Here is a 17,126-nt window from a genome sequence, read left to right on the forward strand (position 1 = left end):
GCTTGCGCGCCCGCTCGTTGGGCTGCATCAGCGTTTCTGCGTCAGGGCGCGGCGCTCGTACTCGACGATGCGCTGGCGGTAGTGCTCGATGGTTTGCGCGGTGAGCACGCTGCGCTGGTCGTCCTTGAGCTCGCCGTCGAGCTCGTGGGCCAGCTTGCGCGCCGCAGCGACCATCACATCGAAGGCCTGCTTGGGGTGACGCGGGCCCGGCAGACCGAGGAAGAAGCTGACCGCACGGGTGCTGAAGTGGTCGATGTCATCCAGATCGAAGATGCCTGGCTTGACCGCATTGGCCATGGAGAACAGCACTTCGCCGTGGCCGGCCATGCTTTCATGGCGGTGGAAGATGTCCATGTCGCCGAAGCGCAGGCCGCTTTCCAGAATGTTCTGCAGCAAAGCCGGGCCTTTGAAGCCACCCGGGTCGCGGGAGATCACGCTGATCACCAACACTTCCTCGGCAGCAGGCGCATCCTTGACCGGCTCGCCGGACGCGGCGAAGCCACCGTTGCGGCCATGGTCTTCCTGGTAGTCGTCGCTGGCGCTGAACACTTCGGGCTCACGCGCTTCGGCCACCAGGGGCGTGGCGATCGGCGCAGGCTCCGGGCGCTTGGCGCGCTTGGCCGGCTTGGCGGGCGGCACATCGCGATCGCGGTCCGAGGCGCTCAGCGAAGGCAGGTCTTCTTCGTCCAGCTCAGGCTCTTTATGCGTGTCCAGCACACGCGGCGGGCCAAGCACCTCGGCGCTGCCGTCGTCGTCCTGGGCGTTGGAATAGCTGCGGTCCAGGCGGAATTTCAGACGGCCCTTGCCGCCGCGCATGCGCCGCCAGCCGTCGAAGAGAATGCCGGCAATGACAATGATGCCGATAAGGATCAGCCACTCGCGCAGACCGATTTCCATGTAATCCCGTGCCTCTGTAAAAAAATTATTCTGAAAAACAAAGGGTTCAAAAGCCCTTTAACACGCAGCGCCAAGCCTATGTTCTGCCAAGGCTTTTACCTGCGTGCAAACGAGTGACGTAAAGCTAGCATGCCGTCACGAAACTTTACACCGTCTGTCGCCGTTGTCAGGAAATAAGCCTACACACCGTGACTCGTCGTTCCTGCGTTACGTGTCGACCATGGCCATGGCCGCTTCGACATCCACCGCCACCAACCGCGAGCAACCCGGCTCGTGCATGGTGACCCCCATCAATTGATCGGCCATTTCCATGGCGATCTTGTTATGGGTGATGTAGATGAACTGCACCGTCTCGCTCATCTCCTTCACCAGCCTGGCATAGCGACCCACGTTGGCGTCGTCCAAGGGCGCGTCGACTTCGTCGAGCATGCAGAACGGCGCCGGGTTGAGCTTGAAGATGGCAAAGACCAAGGCCAGTGCCGTCAGCGCTTTTTCGCCGCCGGACAACAAATGGATGGTGCTGTTCTTCTTGCCGGGCGGGCGCGCCATGATCGTCACCCCTGTATCGAGTAAATCTTCGCCCGTCAGTTCCAGATAAGCGCTGCCACCGCCGAAAACTTTTGGAAATAGTGCCTGCAAACCGGCATTTATCTGATCAAAGGTATCCTTGAATCGATTGCGCGTTTCCTTGTCGATCTTTCGGATGACGTTTTCCAGGGTGTCCAACGCCTCAACCAGGTCGGCGTTCTGCGCATCCAGGTAACGTTTGCGTTCGGATTGCTGCTCGTACTCTTCGATGGCCGCCAGGTTGATCGCACCCAGCCGCTGGATACGCGCCTCGACCTGCTCCAGCGCTTGCTCGGTGCCCTGCTCGGTGGCCTCGTCTTCCAGGATGGCGAGCACCCCGTGCAGATCGAAGCCATCGGCCAGCAATTGCTCTTGCAAGGTTTTGCGGCGCACGTCCAGGCCCTGGCTTTCCAGGCGCATCTGTTCCAGTTGCCCGCGCAGCAACTGCGCCTGCTGCTCGGCCTGGGTGCGGCGCTTTTCCACGGCGCGCAGTTCGCGGTCGGCGTCTTCCATGTGCAGGCGCGCCTGGCGCATTTCTTCGTCGACGCCCATGCGCTGCTCCAGCAGCACTTCGAGGTTCATCGACAGTTCTTCGATGGGCGCGACGCCCTCCTCCAGGTTCAGGCTCAGTTGCTCCTGGCGCTCGGTCAGACGCTCGGCCTGCTGTTCCAGACGCTCCAGCGCCTGGCGGGTGGAGTCGTGCTGGGCGCGCAGCGAGCCGAGGCGCACCGCCAGTTGATGGGCGTGGTCCTTGTGCTGGCGCGCCTCCTGGCGCACACGTTCGAGGGTTTCGCGCAGGCTGTCGCGGCGGCTGAGCAGCTGCTCGCGCTGGCCGGTGTCGTCGGCCATCAGGTCGAGGGCTTCCTGCAACAGCAGGCGCGACTCGCCCAGCGACTCCATGTCCAGCGCGCGTTGCTCGTCGATGTCGGCCAGTTCTTCGACCAGCCGCTGACGGCGCAAGGCCAGTTGCTCGGCGCGCGCGCGGCCCGCCGACAAGCGTGCCTTGAGCTCGCCCAACTGACGGTTTTCATCCTGGCTGCGGCGGCGCAACTGTTCGCGCTGCGCTTCGGCGGCGCGTTGCTGTTCGTGCAAGGCCACCAGCTGTTGTTCGCTGTGTTCGAGCAGCGCCTGCTGTTCGTTCTGCTGTTCGGCCAGCCGCTCGATTTCCTGGCCGCGCGCCAGCACGCCGCCTTGGGCTTCGTTGCCGCGGCTGACGCGCAGGTAATGGCGGCCGACCCAATAGCCGTCGCGGCTGATCAGGCTCTGGCCCTCGGCCAGTTGCGCACGCAGGGCCAGCGCCTGCTCGAGGGTTTCCACCGGGGTCACGTTGACCAGCCATGGCGCGAGGTCGGCGCGGCCTTCGACTTTGCCCAACAAGCTGCCGACAGCGGCAGCGCCGCCCGAATGTGGCAACAATAAGCGCAACTCGCCCTGCTCCAGAGCGCCTAGATCGAGGCCTGCGAAGTCGTCCACCAGCACCGCCTGCAAATCCGCGCCGAGCACGGTTTCCACCGCCAGCTCCCAACCCGGCTCGACGCGCAAGCCATCCGCCAGCCGCGGGCGCTGCTCAAGGCCTTGGCTGCGCAACCAGTCGGCAGCGCCGGCACCCGGCTCCAGCGCCGCCTGCTGCAGGGCCTCGAGCGAAGCCAGGCGGCCGCCCAAGCGCTGCAAGTCGGCTTGGCGCGTCTGCTGCTCCTGGTTGGCCCGCTGCAACTGGCCGCGCAAGGCTTCCAGGCTTTCGACGGCCTGTTCCTCCTCGATCTGCAACTCTTCGAGCAGCATCTCGCTGCTGGCCACCTGCTCGGCGACCTCCAGCAAGGCGGCATCCTGCGGATCGGCGCCGAGCTGGTCGCGTTCTTCGGTCAGCTTGCGCTGACGTTCGAGCAAGCGCTCCAACCCGGACTCCAGCTGTTGCAGGCGCGATTGCTGCACTTCGGCCTGGCGGCGCGGCTCGGCCGAGCGGGTATTGAAGCTGTCCCACTGCTCCTGCCAACTCTGCATGCCCAACTCGGCTTCTTCGAGCACGGCTGCGGCTTCTTCGGCAGCCGCGAGGGTCAGCTCCTGTTCGGGCTCAAGCATTTCCAACTCTTCGCCCAAGGTGGCGAGCAAGGTGCGGTCGTGGCCCAAGTGCGATTCGGTCTCCAGGCGGCTACGCTCGGCTTCCTGCAGGTCGGTTTGCAACTGGCGCAAGCGCTGTTGGCCATGCTGGATGCTTTGCTCGACCCGGGCGATGTCGCCAGCCACCGAATAGAAGCGCGCCTGCACCTGGTTGAAGCGCTCGGACAGCTCATGGTGACCGTCGCGCAAGCGTTCGATGCTGGCATCGGCGTTGCGCTGTTCGGCCACCAAGGCCTCGAAGGCCACTTCCTGATCGCCGATGGCACCTTCGCGCTGCCCTACGCGCAGGTCCAGGTCGCGCCAGCGCAGCGCGGTCAAGTTCGCTTTGAGCTGACGCTCCTGGGCTTTGTACTCGCGGTACTTCTCTGCGGCCTGGGCCTGGCGATGCAAGCGTTCGAGCTGGCGCTCGAGCTCTTCGCGCAGGTCGGTCAGACGCGCCAGGTTTTCTTGCGTGCGGCGGATGCGGTTCTCGGTTTCGCGGCGGCGCTCCTTGTACTTGGAGATGCCGGCGGCTTCCTCGATGAAGTTGCGCAACTCCTCGGGTTTGGCCTCGATCAGCTTGGAGATCATCCCCTGTTCGATGATCGAATAGCTGCGCGGGCCCAGGCCCGTGCCGAGGAAGATGTCGGTGATGTCGCGGCGCCGGCACTTGGTGCCGTTGAGGTAATAGGTGTTCTGCGCGTCGCGGGTGACCTTACGGCGGATGGAGATCTCCGCGTAGGCGGCGTATTCGCCCACCAGGGTGTTGTCGCTGTTGTCGAACACCAGCTCGATGCTGGCCTGGCTCACCGGTTTGCGGCTGGTGGAGCCGTTGAAGATGACGTCGGTCATCGACTCGCCGCGCAGGTTCTTGGCCGAGCTTTCGCCCATGACCCAACGCACCGCGTCGATGATGTTGGACTTGCCGCACCCATTGGGCCCGACCACCGCCGCCATGTTGCTGGGGAAGTTCACGGTGGTGGGGTCGACGAAGGATTTGAAGCCGGCCAGGCGAATACACTTCAGGCGCATCGATCACCCTTCGCCAAGGCCGCAAGCACCAGCTCGCAGCTGCGCTGGCAGTAGGCCTGCAAGACTTCGCGGATGCGCGCCAGGTCGCGGGCGACCACGGCTTCGAGCAGGCGGGCGAACAGCTCCAGGTAGTCGATCATGCTTGCCTTGCGTTGCTCCAGGGCCAGGTAATAGGCGCGGCTCATGGCCGGCTGCAGGTTTTCGACGGTTTCCTGCAGGTAGGGGTTGTCGGCGAAGGGGTAAGCGGCGCGCATCACCGCGAAACTGTCGGCGACGAAGGCTTTGATGTCCTGATGGTCATGGGCGTGCTGCAAACGCTGCTGGATCGACAGAAAAGGCTGCAGGTCGGCCTGGTGCTGCCACTTCTGCGCCACCTGGTTGCCGAGCAGGATGTACAGCTCGCCCATCAAGGCGCACAGGCTGCGCACACTGCGCTCGTCCAGGCGCGTCACTTGGGCGCCACGGCGCGGCAGGATGATCACCAGGTGCCGCCGCTCGAGAATGAGCAAGGCTTCGCGCACCGAACCGCGGCTGACGTTCAGGGCCTGGGTGACCTTCTGCTCCTGAATGCGCTCGCCTGGGGCGAGTTCGCCGCGGATGATCCGCTCGGCCAGATGGTGGGCGATCTGCTCGGAGAGGCTGTCCGGCGCCTTGAACGTCATGGTGGTCCTTGGAAAACGGGAGGGCCTGAGGAAAGTGGTTGCGCAGCAGGCTCGGTGGACGCGACCTAGGCAGGCGCCAAGCCCTCGTGCAGTGCCCCGGCTGGGCAAAGGCGCGATTGTAGCGCACTTGCCCAGGCCTGGCGCAGCGCCATGACGGGCTTTTATCCAGGTTTCGGCTTGGCCCGCAGCCTGCATGGGCACTACGCTTCAAACATACGCCATAGGGCAATCGGACAACCGAGCGGCGATTTTCCTGACTTTAAGGTCAGATAATTATTGACCCCATGGTCAGCCATGCTTAGAGTCCGTCCGACAACAATAAAACTTTCATGAGGCCATCCCCGTGATCCAGTTCCTCGTCAACCAGACGCTGCGCAGCGAGCACAGCCTGGACCCGAACGTGACGGTGCTGCAGTACCTGCGCGAGCACCTGGGCAAACCCGGTACCAAAGAGGGCTGCGCCAGCGGCGATTGCGGCGCCTGTACCGTGGTGGTCGGCGAGCTGGTCGACGAGGGCGACGGCCCTGCCCTGCGCTATCGCAGCCTCAACAGCTGCCTGACGTTCGTCTCTTCCTTGCACGGCAAGCAGTTGATCAGCGTGGAAGATTTGAAGCACGGCGGGCAACTGCACAGCGTGCAGCAGGCCATGGCCGACTGCCACGGCTCGCAATGCGGCTTCTGCACGCCAGGTTTCGTCATGTCGCTGTTCGCCTTGCAGAAAAACAGCCAGGGCCACGACCTGCACCAGACCCACGAAGCGCTGGCCGGCAACCTGTGCCGCTGCACCGGCTACCGCCCCATCCTCGACGCCGCCAAACAGAGCTGCGAACGCCCCTGCCGCGACCAGTTCGACGAACAGCAGGCACTCACCATCGCCCAGTTGCAGGCCATCGCCCCGCAACAGACCGGCGAACTCAACAGTGGCGACAAGCGCTGCCTGGTGCCACTGACCGTGGCCGACCTGGCCGAACTGTACGGCTCGCACCCCGAGGCGCGGCTGCTGGCCGGCGGCACGGACCTGGCCCTGGAAGTCACCCAGCAGCACAAGATCTTGCCGGTGATGATCTATGTCGGTGCGGTGGCCGAACTCAAACGCATCGAGCGCACCGACAGCCACCTGGAGATCGGCGCCGCCACCGCGCTGACCGACTGCTACCACGCCCTCGACGCCGACTACCCCGACTTCGGCGCGCTGCTGCAACGCTTCGCCTCCTTGCAGATCCGCAACCAGGGCACCCTGGGCGGCAACATCGGCAACGCCTCGCCCATCGGCGACTCGCCGCCCCTGCTGATCGCCCTGGGCGCCGAACTGGTGCTGCGCCAAGGCGCCCGCCAGCGCACCCTGGCGCTGGAAGACTATTTCATCGATTACCGCGTCACTGCCCGTGAGGACGGCGAGTTCATCGAGAAGATCCGCGTACCGCGTGCCCGAAACGGCTGGTCGTTCCGCGCCTACAAAGTGTCCAAGCGTCTGGACGACGACATCTCGGCCGTGTGCGCTGCGTTCAACCTGCGCATCGAAGACGGCCGCGTGCGCGAAGCCCGCGCTGCGTTCGGCGGCATGGCGGCCATTCCCAAACGCGCCCGCGCTTGTGAAGACGCCCTGTGCGGCCAGCCATGGAACCAGGCCACCGTCGAGCGCGCCTGCCAAGCCCTGGCCCAGGACTTCACGCCGCTGTCGGACTTTCGCGCCAGCCAGCAATACCGCCTGCTGACCGCACAGAACCTGCTGCGCAAATACTTCATCGAGCTGCAATCGCCGCACATCGAAACCCGGGTGACCGCCTATGTCTAACCACCACGCCGTCAAGAGCCAGGCCGAGATGGCCGCACTGTTCAGCCAGGGCCTCTGCTCCGGGGTCGGGCGCAGCCTCAAGCACGACAGCGCCGACAAGCACGTCAGCGGCGAGGCGGTGTACATCGACGACCGGCTGGAGTTTCCCAACCAACTGCACGTCTATGCGCGCACCTCCGATCGCGCCCATGCGCGCATCCTGCGCATCGACACCGCGCCCTGCTACGCCATCGACGGCGTGCGCATCGTCATCACCCACGAAGACATCCCAGGCCTGAAGGACATCGGCCCGGTGGTGGCCGGCGATCCGCTGCTGGCCATCGACCTGGTCGAATACGTCGGCCAGCCGGTGCTCGCCGTCGCCGCCTGCGACCTGGACACGGCACGCCGTGCGGCGATGGCGGCGGTCATCGAATACGAAGACCTGGAGCCGGTGCTGGACGTGGTCCAAGCCCTGCGCAAACAGCACTTCGTGCTCGATAGCCACCGCCATCAGCGCGGCGACTCGGCGGCGGCGCTGGCCAGCGCCCCGCATCGCCTGCAAGGCACCCTGCACATCGGTGGCCAGGAGCACTTCTATCTGGAAACCCAGGTGTCGTCGGTGATGCCCAGCGAAGACGGCGGCATGATCGTCTACTGCTCCACGCAGAACCCCACCGAGGTGCAGAAGCTGGTGGCCGAAGTGCTGGACATCCCCATGAACCGCATCGTGCTCGACATGCGCCGCATGGGCGGCGGTTTCGGCGGCAAGGAAACCCAGGCGGCCAGCCCGGCGTGCCTGTGCGCGGTGATCGCCCACCTCACCGGGCAACCGACCAAGATGCGCCTGCCACGGGTCGAAGACATGACCATGACCGGCAAGCGCCACCCGTTCTACGTCGAGTACGACGTCGGCTTCGACGACAGCGGGCGCCTGCACGGCATCGAGCTGGAGCTGGCGGGCAACTGCGGCTATTCGCCGGACCTGTCCGGCTCGATCGTCGACCGCGCCATGTTCCACGCCGACAACGCCTATTACCTGGGCGATGCCACGATCAACGGCCATCGCTGCAAGACCAACACCGCCTCCAACACCGCCTATCGCGGTTTCGGCGGGCCACAGGGCATGGTCGCCATCGAGCAGGTGATGGACCACATCGCCCGCCACCTGCGCCTCGACCCGCTGGCCGTGCGCAAGACCAACTACTACGGCAAGACCGAGCGCAACGTCACCCACTACTACCAGACGGTCGAGCACAACCTGCTGGAAGAGATGACCGCCGAGCTCGAGGCCAGCTGCGACTACGCCGAGCGTCGCGAAGCGATTCGCCGCTTCAACGAGACCAGCCCGGTGCTCAAGAAAGGCCTGGCCCTGACCCCGGTGAAGTTCGGCATCTCCTTCACCGCCAGCTTCCTCAACCAGGCCGGCGCGCTGATCCACATCTATACCGACGGCAGCATCCACCTCAACCACGGCGGCACGGAGATGGGCCAGGGCTTGAACACCAAGGTCGCGCAGGTGGTGGCCGAAGTGTTCCAGGTCGATTTCAGCCGCATCCAGATCACCGCCACCAACACCGACAAGGTGCCCAACACCTCACCCACCGCCGCCTCCAGCGGTGCCGACCTGAACGGCAAAGCGGCGCAGAACGCGGCGCAGATCCTCAAGCAGCGCCTGACCGAATTCGCGGCGCGGCATTTCCAGGTCAGCGAGGAGGACGTGGCGTTCAACAACGGCCATGTGCGGGCGCGCGACCAGCTGCTCAGCTTCGAGCAACTGGTGCAGTTGGCGTACCTGGGCCAGGTGTCGCTGTCGAGCACCGGCTTCTACCGCACGCCGAAGATTTTCTACGACCGCAGCCAGGCGCGTGGCCGGCCGTTCTATTACTACGCGTTCGGCGCGGCCTGCGTGGAGGTGGTGATCGACACCCTCACCGGCGAGTACAAGATGCTGCGCACCGACATCTTGCACGACGTCGGCGCATCGCTGAACCCGGCCATCGACATCGGCCAGGTGGAAGGCGGCTTCGTGCAGGGCATGGGCTGGCTGACCACCGAAGAACTGGTGTGGAACGCCCAGGGCAAGCTGGTCACCAATGGCCCGGCCAGCTACAAGATTCCGGCGGTGGCCGACATGCCGCTGGACCTGCGGGTCAAGCTGGTGGAGAACCGCAAGAACCCGGAAGACACGGTGTTCCATTCCAAGGCCGTGGGCGAGCCGCCGTTCATGCTGGGCATCGCCGCATGGTGCGCGATCAAGGATGCGGTGGCGAGCCTCGCCGACTATCGCGTGCAGCCCGAGATCGACGCCCCGGCCACGCCCGAGCGAGTGCTGTGGGGCTGCGAGCAGATGCGCAAGGCGCAATTGTGAGCCGCGCCGTGGCGACCTGCGAACGGCCAGGGCTTTGACGAGCCCGCGGGAGCCCCGTTCGAGGCGCAACAGGCAGCAGGCGCCGAACGCTCGACCCCTTGCCGTCCAGCGGTACAACGCAACACGTTTCCAAAGGTCACGCACCATGTACGAATGGATCAACGCTCTAGCCGACCACCAGCGCCGCGGCGAACCCTGCGTGCTGGTGACCATCATCGAAGAACGCGGCTCCACCCCGCGCAACGCCGGCTCGAAGATGGTGGTCAGCGCCGGCGCGCTGCACGACACCATCGGCGGTGGCCATCTGGAATTCAAAGCGCTGCACATCGCCCGGCAGATGCTCGCCGAACAGCGCAGCACCCCGCACCTGGAGCGTTTCAGCCTGGGCGCGAGCCTCGGCCAATGCTGCGGCGGCGCCACGGTGCTGCTGTTCGAGCCGATGCTGGCGGTGCAGGCGCAGATCGCCGTGTTCGGCGCAGGCCATGTGGGCCGGGCTCTGGTACCCTTGCTCGCCGCGCTGCCGTGCCGGGTGCGCTGGATCGATTCGCGCGAGGAGGAATTTCCCGCGTCGATCCCCGAAAGGGTGCAGCGCATCGTCAGCGAAGAACCGGTCGACGAAGTGGCGGCCTTGCCGCCAGGTTGCTATTGCATCGTCATGACCCACAACCACGCGCTGGACCTGGAGCTCGCCGCCGCCCTGCTCGCCCGCAACGACTTCACCTGGTTCGGGCTGATCGGCTCGAAGACCAAGCGGGTCAAGTTCGAGCACCGCCTGCGCCAACGTGGCTTCGCCGACCCGCACCTGGCACGCATGCGCTGCCCGATGGGCATCGCCGAGGTCAAGGGCAAACTGCCGATCGAGATCGCCGTGTCCATCGCCGCGGAAATCATCGCCACCTACAACGCCCGCTTCGGTCAGCACGACGCTGCCGCGAACGCCGGCCCCATTACCCAGTTGCTGCCGCCCACGCGGCGCAGCCATGCCCTTTGAAGAGCCTGCCATGACCGCTACCCGCAAAGCCTACCGCGCCGCCCTGCTGCACAGCCTCGCTGACCCGGCCGAGGTCGGCATCGAGGCCTCCTACGAATATGTCGAAGACGGTCTGTTGGTGATCGACCAGGGCCACATCCAGGCCATGGGCGCGGCCAGCGACCTGCTGCCGACCCTGGACGCCGACATCGAAGTGGTGCATTACCCGGATGCGTTGATCACGCCGGGCTTCATCGACACCCATATCCATTTCCCACAGACCGGCATGATCGGCTCCTACGGCGAGCAACTGCTCGATTGGCTGAACACCTACACCTTCCCCTGCGAGCGGCAGTTCGCCGACAAGGGCCACGCCGACCAGGTGGCGGACATCTTCCTGGCCGAGCTGCTGCGCAACGGCACCACCACCGCGCTGGTGTTCGGCAGCGTGCACCCGGAGTCGGTCAATGCGCTGTTCGAACAGGCCGAGCGCCTGGACCTGCGCTTGATCGCCGGCAAGGTGATGATGGACCGCAATGCGCCGGACTACCTCACCGACACGGCCGAGACCGGCTACCGCGACAGCCAGGCGCTGATCCAGCGCTGGCATGGCAAGGGGCGCCTGCAATACGCCGTGACCCCGCGCTTCGCACCCACCAGCACCCCCGAACAGCTGGCCGCTGCCGGGCGCCTGCTCAAGGAAAACCCTGGCGTGTACCTGCACACGCACCTGTCGGAAAACCTCAAGGAGATCGACTGGGTCAAGGAGCTGTTCCCCGAGCGCAGCGGTTATCTGGACGTGTACGACCACTTCGAACTGCTCGGCGAACGTTCAGTGTTCGCCCATGGCGTGCACCTGTGCGATGCGGAATGCGAGCGGCTGGCCGAGACCGGATCGGCGGTGGCGTTCTGCCCGACCTCGAACCTGTTCCTCGGCAGCGGGCTGTTCAACCTGCCGCAGGCCGAACGCTTCAAAGTCAACGTGGGCTTGGGCACGGACGTTGGCGCGGGCACCAGCTTCTCGCTGCTCAACACCTTGAACGAGGCGTACAAGGTCATGCAGCTCCAGGGTGCGCGGCTACACCCGTTCAAATCGCTGTACCTGGCGACCCTGGGCGGCGCCCGGGCGCTGCGCCTGGACGACCGCATCGGCAGCCTGCGCCCTGGCAACGAAGCCGACTTCGTGGTGCTCGACTACAAGGCCACGCCCCTGCTCGACTACCGCTTGCAGCAGTCCAGAAGCATCGAGGAAACCTTGTTCGTGCTGACCACGCTGGGTGACGACCGTACGGTCCGCGAGACCTATGCCGCTGGCCGGTGCGTGCACAAGCGGGCGTAGGGCCGCGCCACGGCCTGCTTCCTGCTGGAGCGGCCGGTTCAGCGCTCCAACACGAACTGGCCCATGAGTTGGATAGGTGTCCAACGAGCGGGGGCAATGCAGCCTCGATTCGACCGCTGCTACTTGCGTGAGAGCGCATTACCAGGAATACGCGCCTTGAACTGCGCCGACAGACTCAGCCCTTGCCGCCCGCTTTTTTCTTTTGCAGCAGATGCGAAAACACCGCATGCAGATCGTCCGAGGCGCTGTCTTCGTCGAGATTGAGCTTGGTGTCGATGTGGTCCATGTGGTGCATCATCAGCGCGACCGCCTGCTGCGCATCGCCCGCCTCGATGGCGTCGATCAGTTGCAAGTGTTCGTCGTAGGAGCAGTGCGAGCGGTTGCCGCTTTCGTACTGGGCGATGATCAAGGAGGTCTGCGACACCAGGCTGCGCTGGAAACTCACCAGCGGTGCGTTACCGGCCACTTCGGCCAGCTTGAGGTGGAATTCGCCGGACAGCCGAATACCCGCACCGCGGTCGCCACGCGAAAAGCTGTCGCGCTCTTCACGCACCATCTGGCGCAACTCGTTGAGCTGCTCGGCCGTGGCGTGCTGCACCGCAAGCTCGGTGATCGCGCGCTCGACCATACGCCGCGAGAAGAACACCTGACGCGCTTCCTCGACGGTGGGGCTGGCCACCACCGCACCGCGGTTGGGCCGCAACAGCACCACGCTTTCGTGGGCCAGGCGCGACAGGGCACGACGGATGATGGTGCGGCTGACCCCGAAGATCTCCCCCAACGCTTCTTCGCTGAGCTTGGTACCGGGTGCCAGACGCTGTTCGAGGATGGCCTCGAAGATGTGGGCGTAAACGATGTCGTCCTGCGTACCGCTGCGCCCGGCCTTGGTGGCGCGCACAGGTTTCTTCAGAGGTTGCAGCTGTTCGTTCATGGGCGCTCGTGCACGTGGGGCGGGCCAATGGAGCCTTGACGGCGGGAGGCGTCGAAGGGGCTGGCGCGACCGGATGAAAATAATGGGCCAAGGTACTGGCGTATTGTACACAGCCTAAGGCGTTTCTGCAGGTTGGCCAGCGGCCATATAGCGGTTGTACCGCAAAATATGCACACGAAATCGAAAACATTATTTGCATTATTTGTACACAAACGCATAATCCAGCGGGCAACTTCCTGACTCAACAGTCAACAAACGAGTCGGACGGCTGCCATCCCTCACGGGGCCGCCACGTGCCGAGCGCAGGATCCAAGGCTCCGAACAACAAGAACGACTCGAGGAGTACTCGCTGTGGAAAGCCGTAAATCCGATGCGCCCGTCGTAGACCTCACCCCACCCGCGAAAAGCGGCCTGCTTGAACGCCTGTTCCGTCTGAGCAGCCACGGCACCACGGTCAGAACCGAGTTGATCGCCGGCATGACCACCTTCATCACCATGGCGTACATCATTTTCGTCAACCCCAACATCATGGCCGACGCCGGTATCGACCACGGCGCCGCCTTCGTCGCCACCTGCATCGCCGCCGCGCTCGGCTGTCTGCTGATGGGCCTGTACGCCAACTGGCCAGTGGGCCTGGCACCCGGCATGGGCCTGAACGCCTTCTTCACCTACACCGTGGTCGGAACCATGGGCTACAGCTGGGAAACCGCCCTGGGCGCGGTGTTCGTCTCAGGTGTGCTGTTCATGGTCCTGACGCTGTCACGGGTGCGCGAATGGTTGCTCAACAGCATTCCGCTGGGCCTGCGCCATGCCATGGGTGCGGGCGTCGGTCTGTTCCTGGGCGTGATCGGCCTGAAGACGGCCGGCATCGTGGTTGCCAGCCCCGCCACACTGATCAAGCTCGGCTCGCTGCACGAACCTGCCCCTCTGCTGGCCGCGCTGTGCTTTCTGATGATCGCGGTGCTGAGCTACCACCGCGTGTTCGGCGCGATCCTCATCAGCATCGTCAGCGTCACCCTGATCGGCTGGGGCCTGGGCCTGGTGCAATACGGCGGCGTGTTCTCGCTGCCGCCGAGCCTGGCGCCGACCTGGCTGGCCATGGACGTGGCCGGGGTGTTCAACGTCAGCATGATCAGCGTGGTGCTGGCGTTCTTGTTCGTGCACATGTTCGACACGGCCGGCACGCTGATGGGTGTGGCGCAGCGGGCCAACCTGGTGCGCGCCGACGGGCGCATCGAAAACCTGTCGCGCGCGCTGAAGGCCGACAGCGCCTCCAGCGTGTTCGGCGCCGCCGTGGGCGTGCCGCCGGTGACCAGCTACGTGGAAAGCGCCGCAGGCGTGGCCGCCGGAGGCCGCACGGGCCTGACCGCCGTGGTGGTGGGCATGCTGTTCGTGGCGGCGATGTTTTTCGCACCCCTGGCCGGCATGATTCCGGCCTACGCCACCGCCGGTGCGCTGATCTACGTGGCAATGCTGATGATGGGCAGCATGGCGCACATCGAATGGGACGACGCCACCGACTCCATCCCGGCCATCGTCACCCTGATCATGATGCCGCTCACCTTTTCGGTGGCCGACGGTATCGCGCTGGGCTTCATCAGTTACGTGGTGCTCAAGGCCTGCACGGGCAAGCACCGCGAGATTTCGGTCAGCTTGTGGGTCTTGTGCGTGATCTTCCTGGCCAAATTCGCGTTTCTCTAGACGCTGCGTTGCGTCAGCCGAGGACTTCGACCGACATGCCCCGCGCCACCACGCCCTCGCCATCGGCAGCCAGGTTCTGCCCGAACAGCACATTGCCGTCGTGGCTACGGAAGGTTTTCAGCGTCGTCAGCGGCTCCTTGTCGGGGCTGCGCGCGCCGCTGGCCGGGTCGAGGGTGACGAGGATGCAGCGCACGCTGGGCTTGAGCACACGCAGGGTGGTGTCGCCGATGCGGATGCGCGTCCAGGTGTCTTCGGCGAAGGCCTCGGCGCCCTCCACCACCAGGTTCGGTCGAAAGCGCAGCATCGCCATCGGCCGGCCGATGCGTCGGTTCAGCTCGTCCAGGGAGGCCTGCCCGATCAGCAGCAGCGGAAAACCATCGGGAAAGGCGGCGCGATCGTCGACCGAGCCGTAGCCGCTGGGCAGGAAGCGCGCGCGCTGCGCCGGGCAATGGACCAGGCGCAGCGCTTTGCCCAGCAGGGCACTGAGCCAGGCGGCGGCGGCCTCGCCCGCGTCGGGCACCTGCAACAGGTCGCGCCAGAGGGTCACACCGCGCAGGGGCGCTTCGTCGCCCGGTACCGCCACGTGCAATGCGCCCATGCCCGGCGCCTGCAAGATCAAGCTGCCGTCATGCTGGTGCAAGGCGCCGATCTGGGTCATCTGCGGCCAGGCGCGCTGGGTGAGGAACTGGCCGTTGTCTTCGCGCACCACCATCCAACGGCGGTCGCCAGTCAAACCCAAGGCACCCACCGACGACGCCTCGAGCGTCTCGGCCTGGCCGGACTTCAACGGATACCGGTAGATCGCACTCAGAAACATGAAAGGCGCCCTGTCTGGCTGAAGAACCGCAAGGGGTATATCCCGGCCGCGCGCCGCGCAGCCATCAGGCCTCGGTGCTGTCCAGTGCCAGGCGCTGGCGCACCACTTCGACCAGGCGATCGGGCTGGAACTTGGAGAGGAAGTTGTCGCAACCGACCTTCTTCACCATCGACTCGTTGAAGCTGCCCGACAGCGAGGTGTGCAGCACCACGTATAGGCCGCGCAAGCGTGGATCGTTGCGGATCTCGGTGGTCAGGCGGTAGCCGTCCATCTCGGGCATCTCGGCGTCGGTGAAGACCATCAGCAACTTCTCGCAGACGTTTTCCCCGGCGTCGGCCCAGGCCTTGAGCATGCGCAGCGCCTTCAGGCCGTCGCTGGCCACGTGCAGCTTGGCGCCCAGTTGCGACAGGGTGTCGCGCAGTTGCGCCAGGGCCACGCTGGAGTCGTCCACCAGAAGGATTTCGCGACCGCGGGCAGCGGCCAGCAACGGGTCTTCGAGCTTGTCGCGCGAGACTTTGGCGTTGTACGGCACGATCTCGGCCAGCACCTTCTCCACGTCGATGATCTCCACCAACTGCTCGTCGACCTTGGTGATCGCCGTCAGGTAGTGCTGGCGACCGGCGCTGGTCGGCGGCGGCAGGATCGATTCCCAGTTCATGTTGACGATGCGCTCGACCCCGCCGACCAGAAACGCCTGCACCGAGCGGTTGTACTCGGTGACGATGATGGTGCTGTCCGGCCCCGGTTGCAGAGGGCGCATGCCGATCGCCTGGGACAGGTCGATCACCGGCAGGGTCTGGCCGCGCAGGTTGACCACGCCGCAAACGAACGCATGGCGCTGCGGCATCAAGGTCAGCTTGGGCAATTGCAGCACTTCCTGGACCTTGAACACGTTGATCGCGAACAACTGCCGCCCGACCAGGCGGAACATGAGAATTTCCAGGCGGTTTTCACCGACCAGCTGCGTTCGTTGATCTACCGTGTCGAGAATGCCAGCCATTGAACTGCCCCTGAGGTGAAAAGTGTCATCGGCCCTGTATCGGCTCGAATCGGCACAACTTGATAAGGAATGGCCTACGCCTTTCAGATAATTGATATCACTTTAACACCATGCTTAACTGCCGCCACCCTCCTCCAGGCTAAGGCCCGCGCCCGTTGCAGCATGACGCATCGGGGAAACCCTTACCTGCCCTCAGGCCAAACCTGATATTCGCGCTATCGCCTAGCCATTAATGTGACGCCCTCCGCACTGCATGGAAGGAGTCAGGCCATTGTCGCCGACAGTATTCAGGAGGCCGGCTGCGTCAGCAGTGGGCCACAGCGCTTGACCATCGACACCGGCGGTGGCACTGCCAACAGCCTGCAAATTTTCGTACATGACGCCGAGCAATTGCTGGTCATGGCCGACGACTGCCTGGCGCATCTGCGACTGATCTCCAACGACGCCGACGCCTGCCGCTGCCTGCTCCACGCCCTAAGCACGTTGGGCAAGCGCGCAGCCGCAGCCGGCGTCGAAGAGGTCGGCGCCTACACCGAGCGACTGCACCATCTGCTGTCGGCCGCCTGCCGCCAACGCCGGCTGGCCGCACCCGTAGTGCGCTGCGCCCAGGCCTGCCTGACCTTGCTCGCCTGGCAGCTGGAACTGCTCGACCCGATCACCCGGCGCGTCGACCTGGACGAACACGAACAGCACGGGCTGCTCGATGAGCTGGCCAAAGCGCTGCAGGCCACCGACGCGCCGCCACGTGCGACATCGCAAACGCTCGAATCGCCTGGCACGCTCGAGGATCGATGAGGCTTGCGGGGCGCGGCATTGGGCCGAAGCTCCAGAAATCACCACAGGCCGGATAAGTTGCTTGGATACGCATAAAAACGGTTCAACCTTCGCAACTTCAGAAGTTGTCCAATAGTGAACGCAGATAAATCGCGAGTTGCCCAGCAGTGCAATAGAGTGGCCAAGGATAATGG

General features: G+C 64.8%; 12 protein-coding genes. 6 read left to right on the forward strand and 6 right to left on the reverse strand.

Translation table 11 applies throughout. From position 1 onward, the window contains the following. Positions 1-27: 27 nt before the first annotated feature. From zipA to B4M43_RS17125, 3 genes are all read right to left on the reverse strand, one after another. A complete protein-coding gene (gene zipA / locus B4M43_RS17115; RefSeq protein WP_296268662.1) occupies positions 28-897 on the reverse strand; it encodes a cell division protein ZipA in 870 nt (289 codons plus the stop codon). Positions 898-1,104: 207 nt separating this feature from the next. Then, positions 1,105-4,593 carry a chromosome segregation protein SMC gene (gene smc, locus B4M43_RS17120; RefSeq protein WP_296268663.1) on the reverse strand — a complete coding sequence of 1,163 codons (3,489 nt, stop codon included), beginning with the start codon at positions 4,591-4,593 and terminating at the stop codon, positions 1,105-1,107. Next, complete coding sequence (locus tag B4M43_RS17125; RefSeq protein ID WP_296268664.1) at positions 4,584-5,255, reverse strand: GntR family transcriptional regulator; 672 nt, start codon at positions 5,253-5,255, stop codon at positions 4,584-4,586. The genes smc and B4M43_RS17125 overlap by 10 nt, the downstream gene beginning before the upstream one ends. A 343-nt stretch (positions 5,256-5,598) precedes the next feature. On the opposite strand from B4M43_RS17125, the gene xdhA reads away from it, so the two are divergent. The 4 genes from xdhA (at position 5,599) to guaD (ending at position 11,709) form a co-directional block, all read left to right on the forward strand. Further along, positions 5,599-7,050, forward strand: a complete 1,452-nt coding sequence (xdhA, locus tag B4M43_RS17130) for a xanthine dehydrogenase small subunit (protein WP_296268665.1) — start codon at positions 5,599-5,601, stop codon at positions 7,048-7,050. Next, the gene (xdhB, locus tag B4M43_RS17135) at positions 7,043-9,400 is read left to right on the forward strand and encodes a xanthine dehydrogenase molybdopterin binding subunit (RefSeq protein ID WP_296268666.1); all 2,358 of its coding nucleotides are present in this window, start codon (positions 7,043-7,045) and stop codon (positions 9,398-9,400) included. Before xdhA ends, xdhB begins: the two co-directional genes overlap by 8 nt. A gap of 145 nt (positions 9,401-9,545) precedes the next feature. Beyond that, the gene (gene xdhC, locus B4M43_RS17140) at positions 9,546-10,391 is read left to right on the forward strand and encodes a xanthine dehydrogenase accessory protein XdhC (RefSeq protein ID WP_296268667.1); all 846 of its coding nucleotides are present in this window, start codon (positions 9,546-9,548) and stop codon (positions 10,389-10,391) included. A gap of 10 nt (positions 10,392-10,401) precedes the next feature. Continuing rightward, positions 10,402-11,709 (forward strand): guanine deaminase, encoded by a 1,308-nt coding sequence (guaD, locus tag B4M43_RS17145; RefSeq protein WP_296268668.1) that lies wholly within the window; start codon positions 10,402-10,404, stop codon positions 11,707-11,709. 175 nt (positions 11,710-11,884) lie between these two features. Here guaD and B4M43_RS17150 read toward each other — a convergent pair whose 3' ends face one another. Then, positions 11,885-12,640, reverse strand: a complete 756-nt coding sequence (locus B4M43_RS17150; protein ID WP_414707866.1) for a GntR family transcriptional regulator — start codon at positions 12,638-12,640, stop codon at positions 11,885-11,887. A gap of 351 nt (positions 12,641-12,991) precedes the next feature. Here B4M43_RS17150 and B4M43_RS17155 point away from each other — a divergent pair, with 351 nt between their 5' ends. Then, positions 12,992-14,341, forward strand: coding sequence for an NCS2 family permease (locus B4M43_RS17155; RefSeq protein ID WP_296268669.1), 1,350 nt, complete (start codon positions 12,992-12,994; stop codon positions 14,339-14,341). A 13-nt stretch (positions 14,342-14,354) separates the two neighbouring features. Here the strand turns inward: B4M43_RS17155 and B4M43_RS17160 are convergent, their stop codons facing one another. Both B4M43_RS17160 and B4M43_RS17165 read right to left on the reverse strand, forming a co-directional pair. Further along, positions 14,355-15,158 carry an MOSC domain-containing protein gene (locus B4M43_RS17160; RefSeq protein ID WP_296268670.1) on the reverse strand — a complete coding sequence of 268 codons (804 nt, stop codon included), beginning with the start codon at positions 15,156-15,158 and terminating at the stop codon, positions 14,355-14,357. Positions 15,159-15,222: 64 nt separating this feature from the next. Then, entirely contained in the window at positions 15,223-16,158 is a 936-nt protein-coding gene (locus tag B4M43_RS17165; protein WP_296268671.1) for a chemotaxis protein CheV, read from the reverse strand. 324 nt (positions 16,159-16,482) lie between these two features. Between B4M43_RS17165 and B4M43_RS17170 the strand changes: the two genes are divergently transcribed. Continuing rightward, positions 16,483-16,953, forward strand: coding sequence for a histidine kinase (locus tag B4M43_RS17170; RefSeq protein WP_296268672.1), 471 nt, complete (start codon positions 16,483-16,485; stop codon positions 16,951-16,953). The last annotated feature ends 173 nt before the right edge of the window (positions 16,954-17,126 follow it).

This window comes from Pseudomonas sp. UBA6562, assembly GCF_002434265.1.
Lineage (GTDB): Bacteria > Pseudomonadota > Gammaproteobacteria > Pseudomonadales > Pseudomonadaceae > Aquipseudomonas.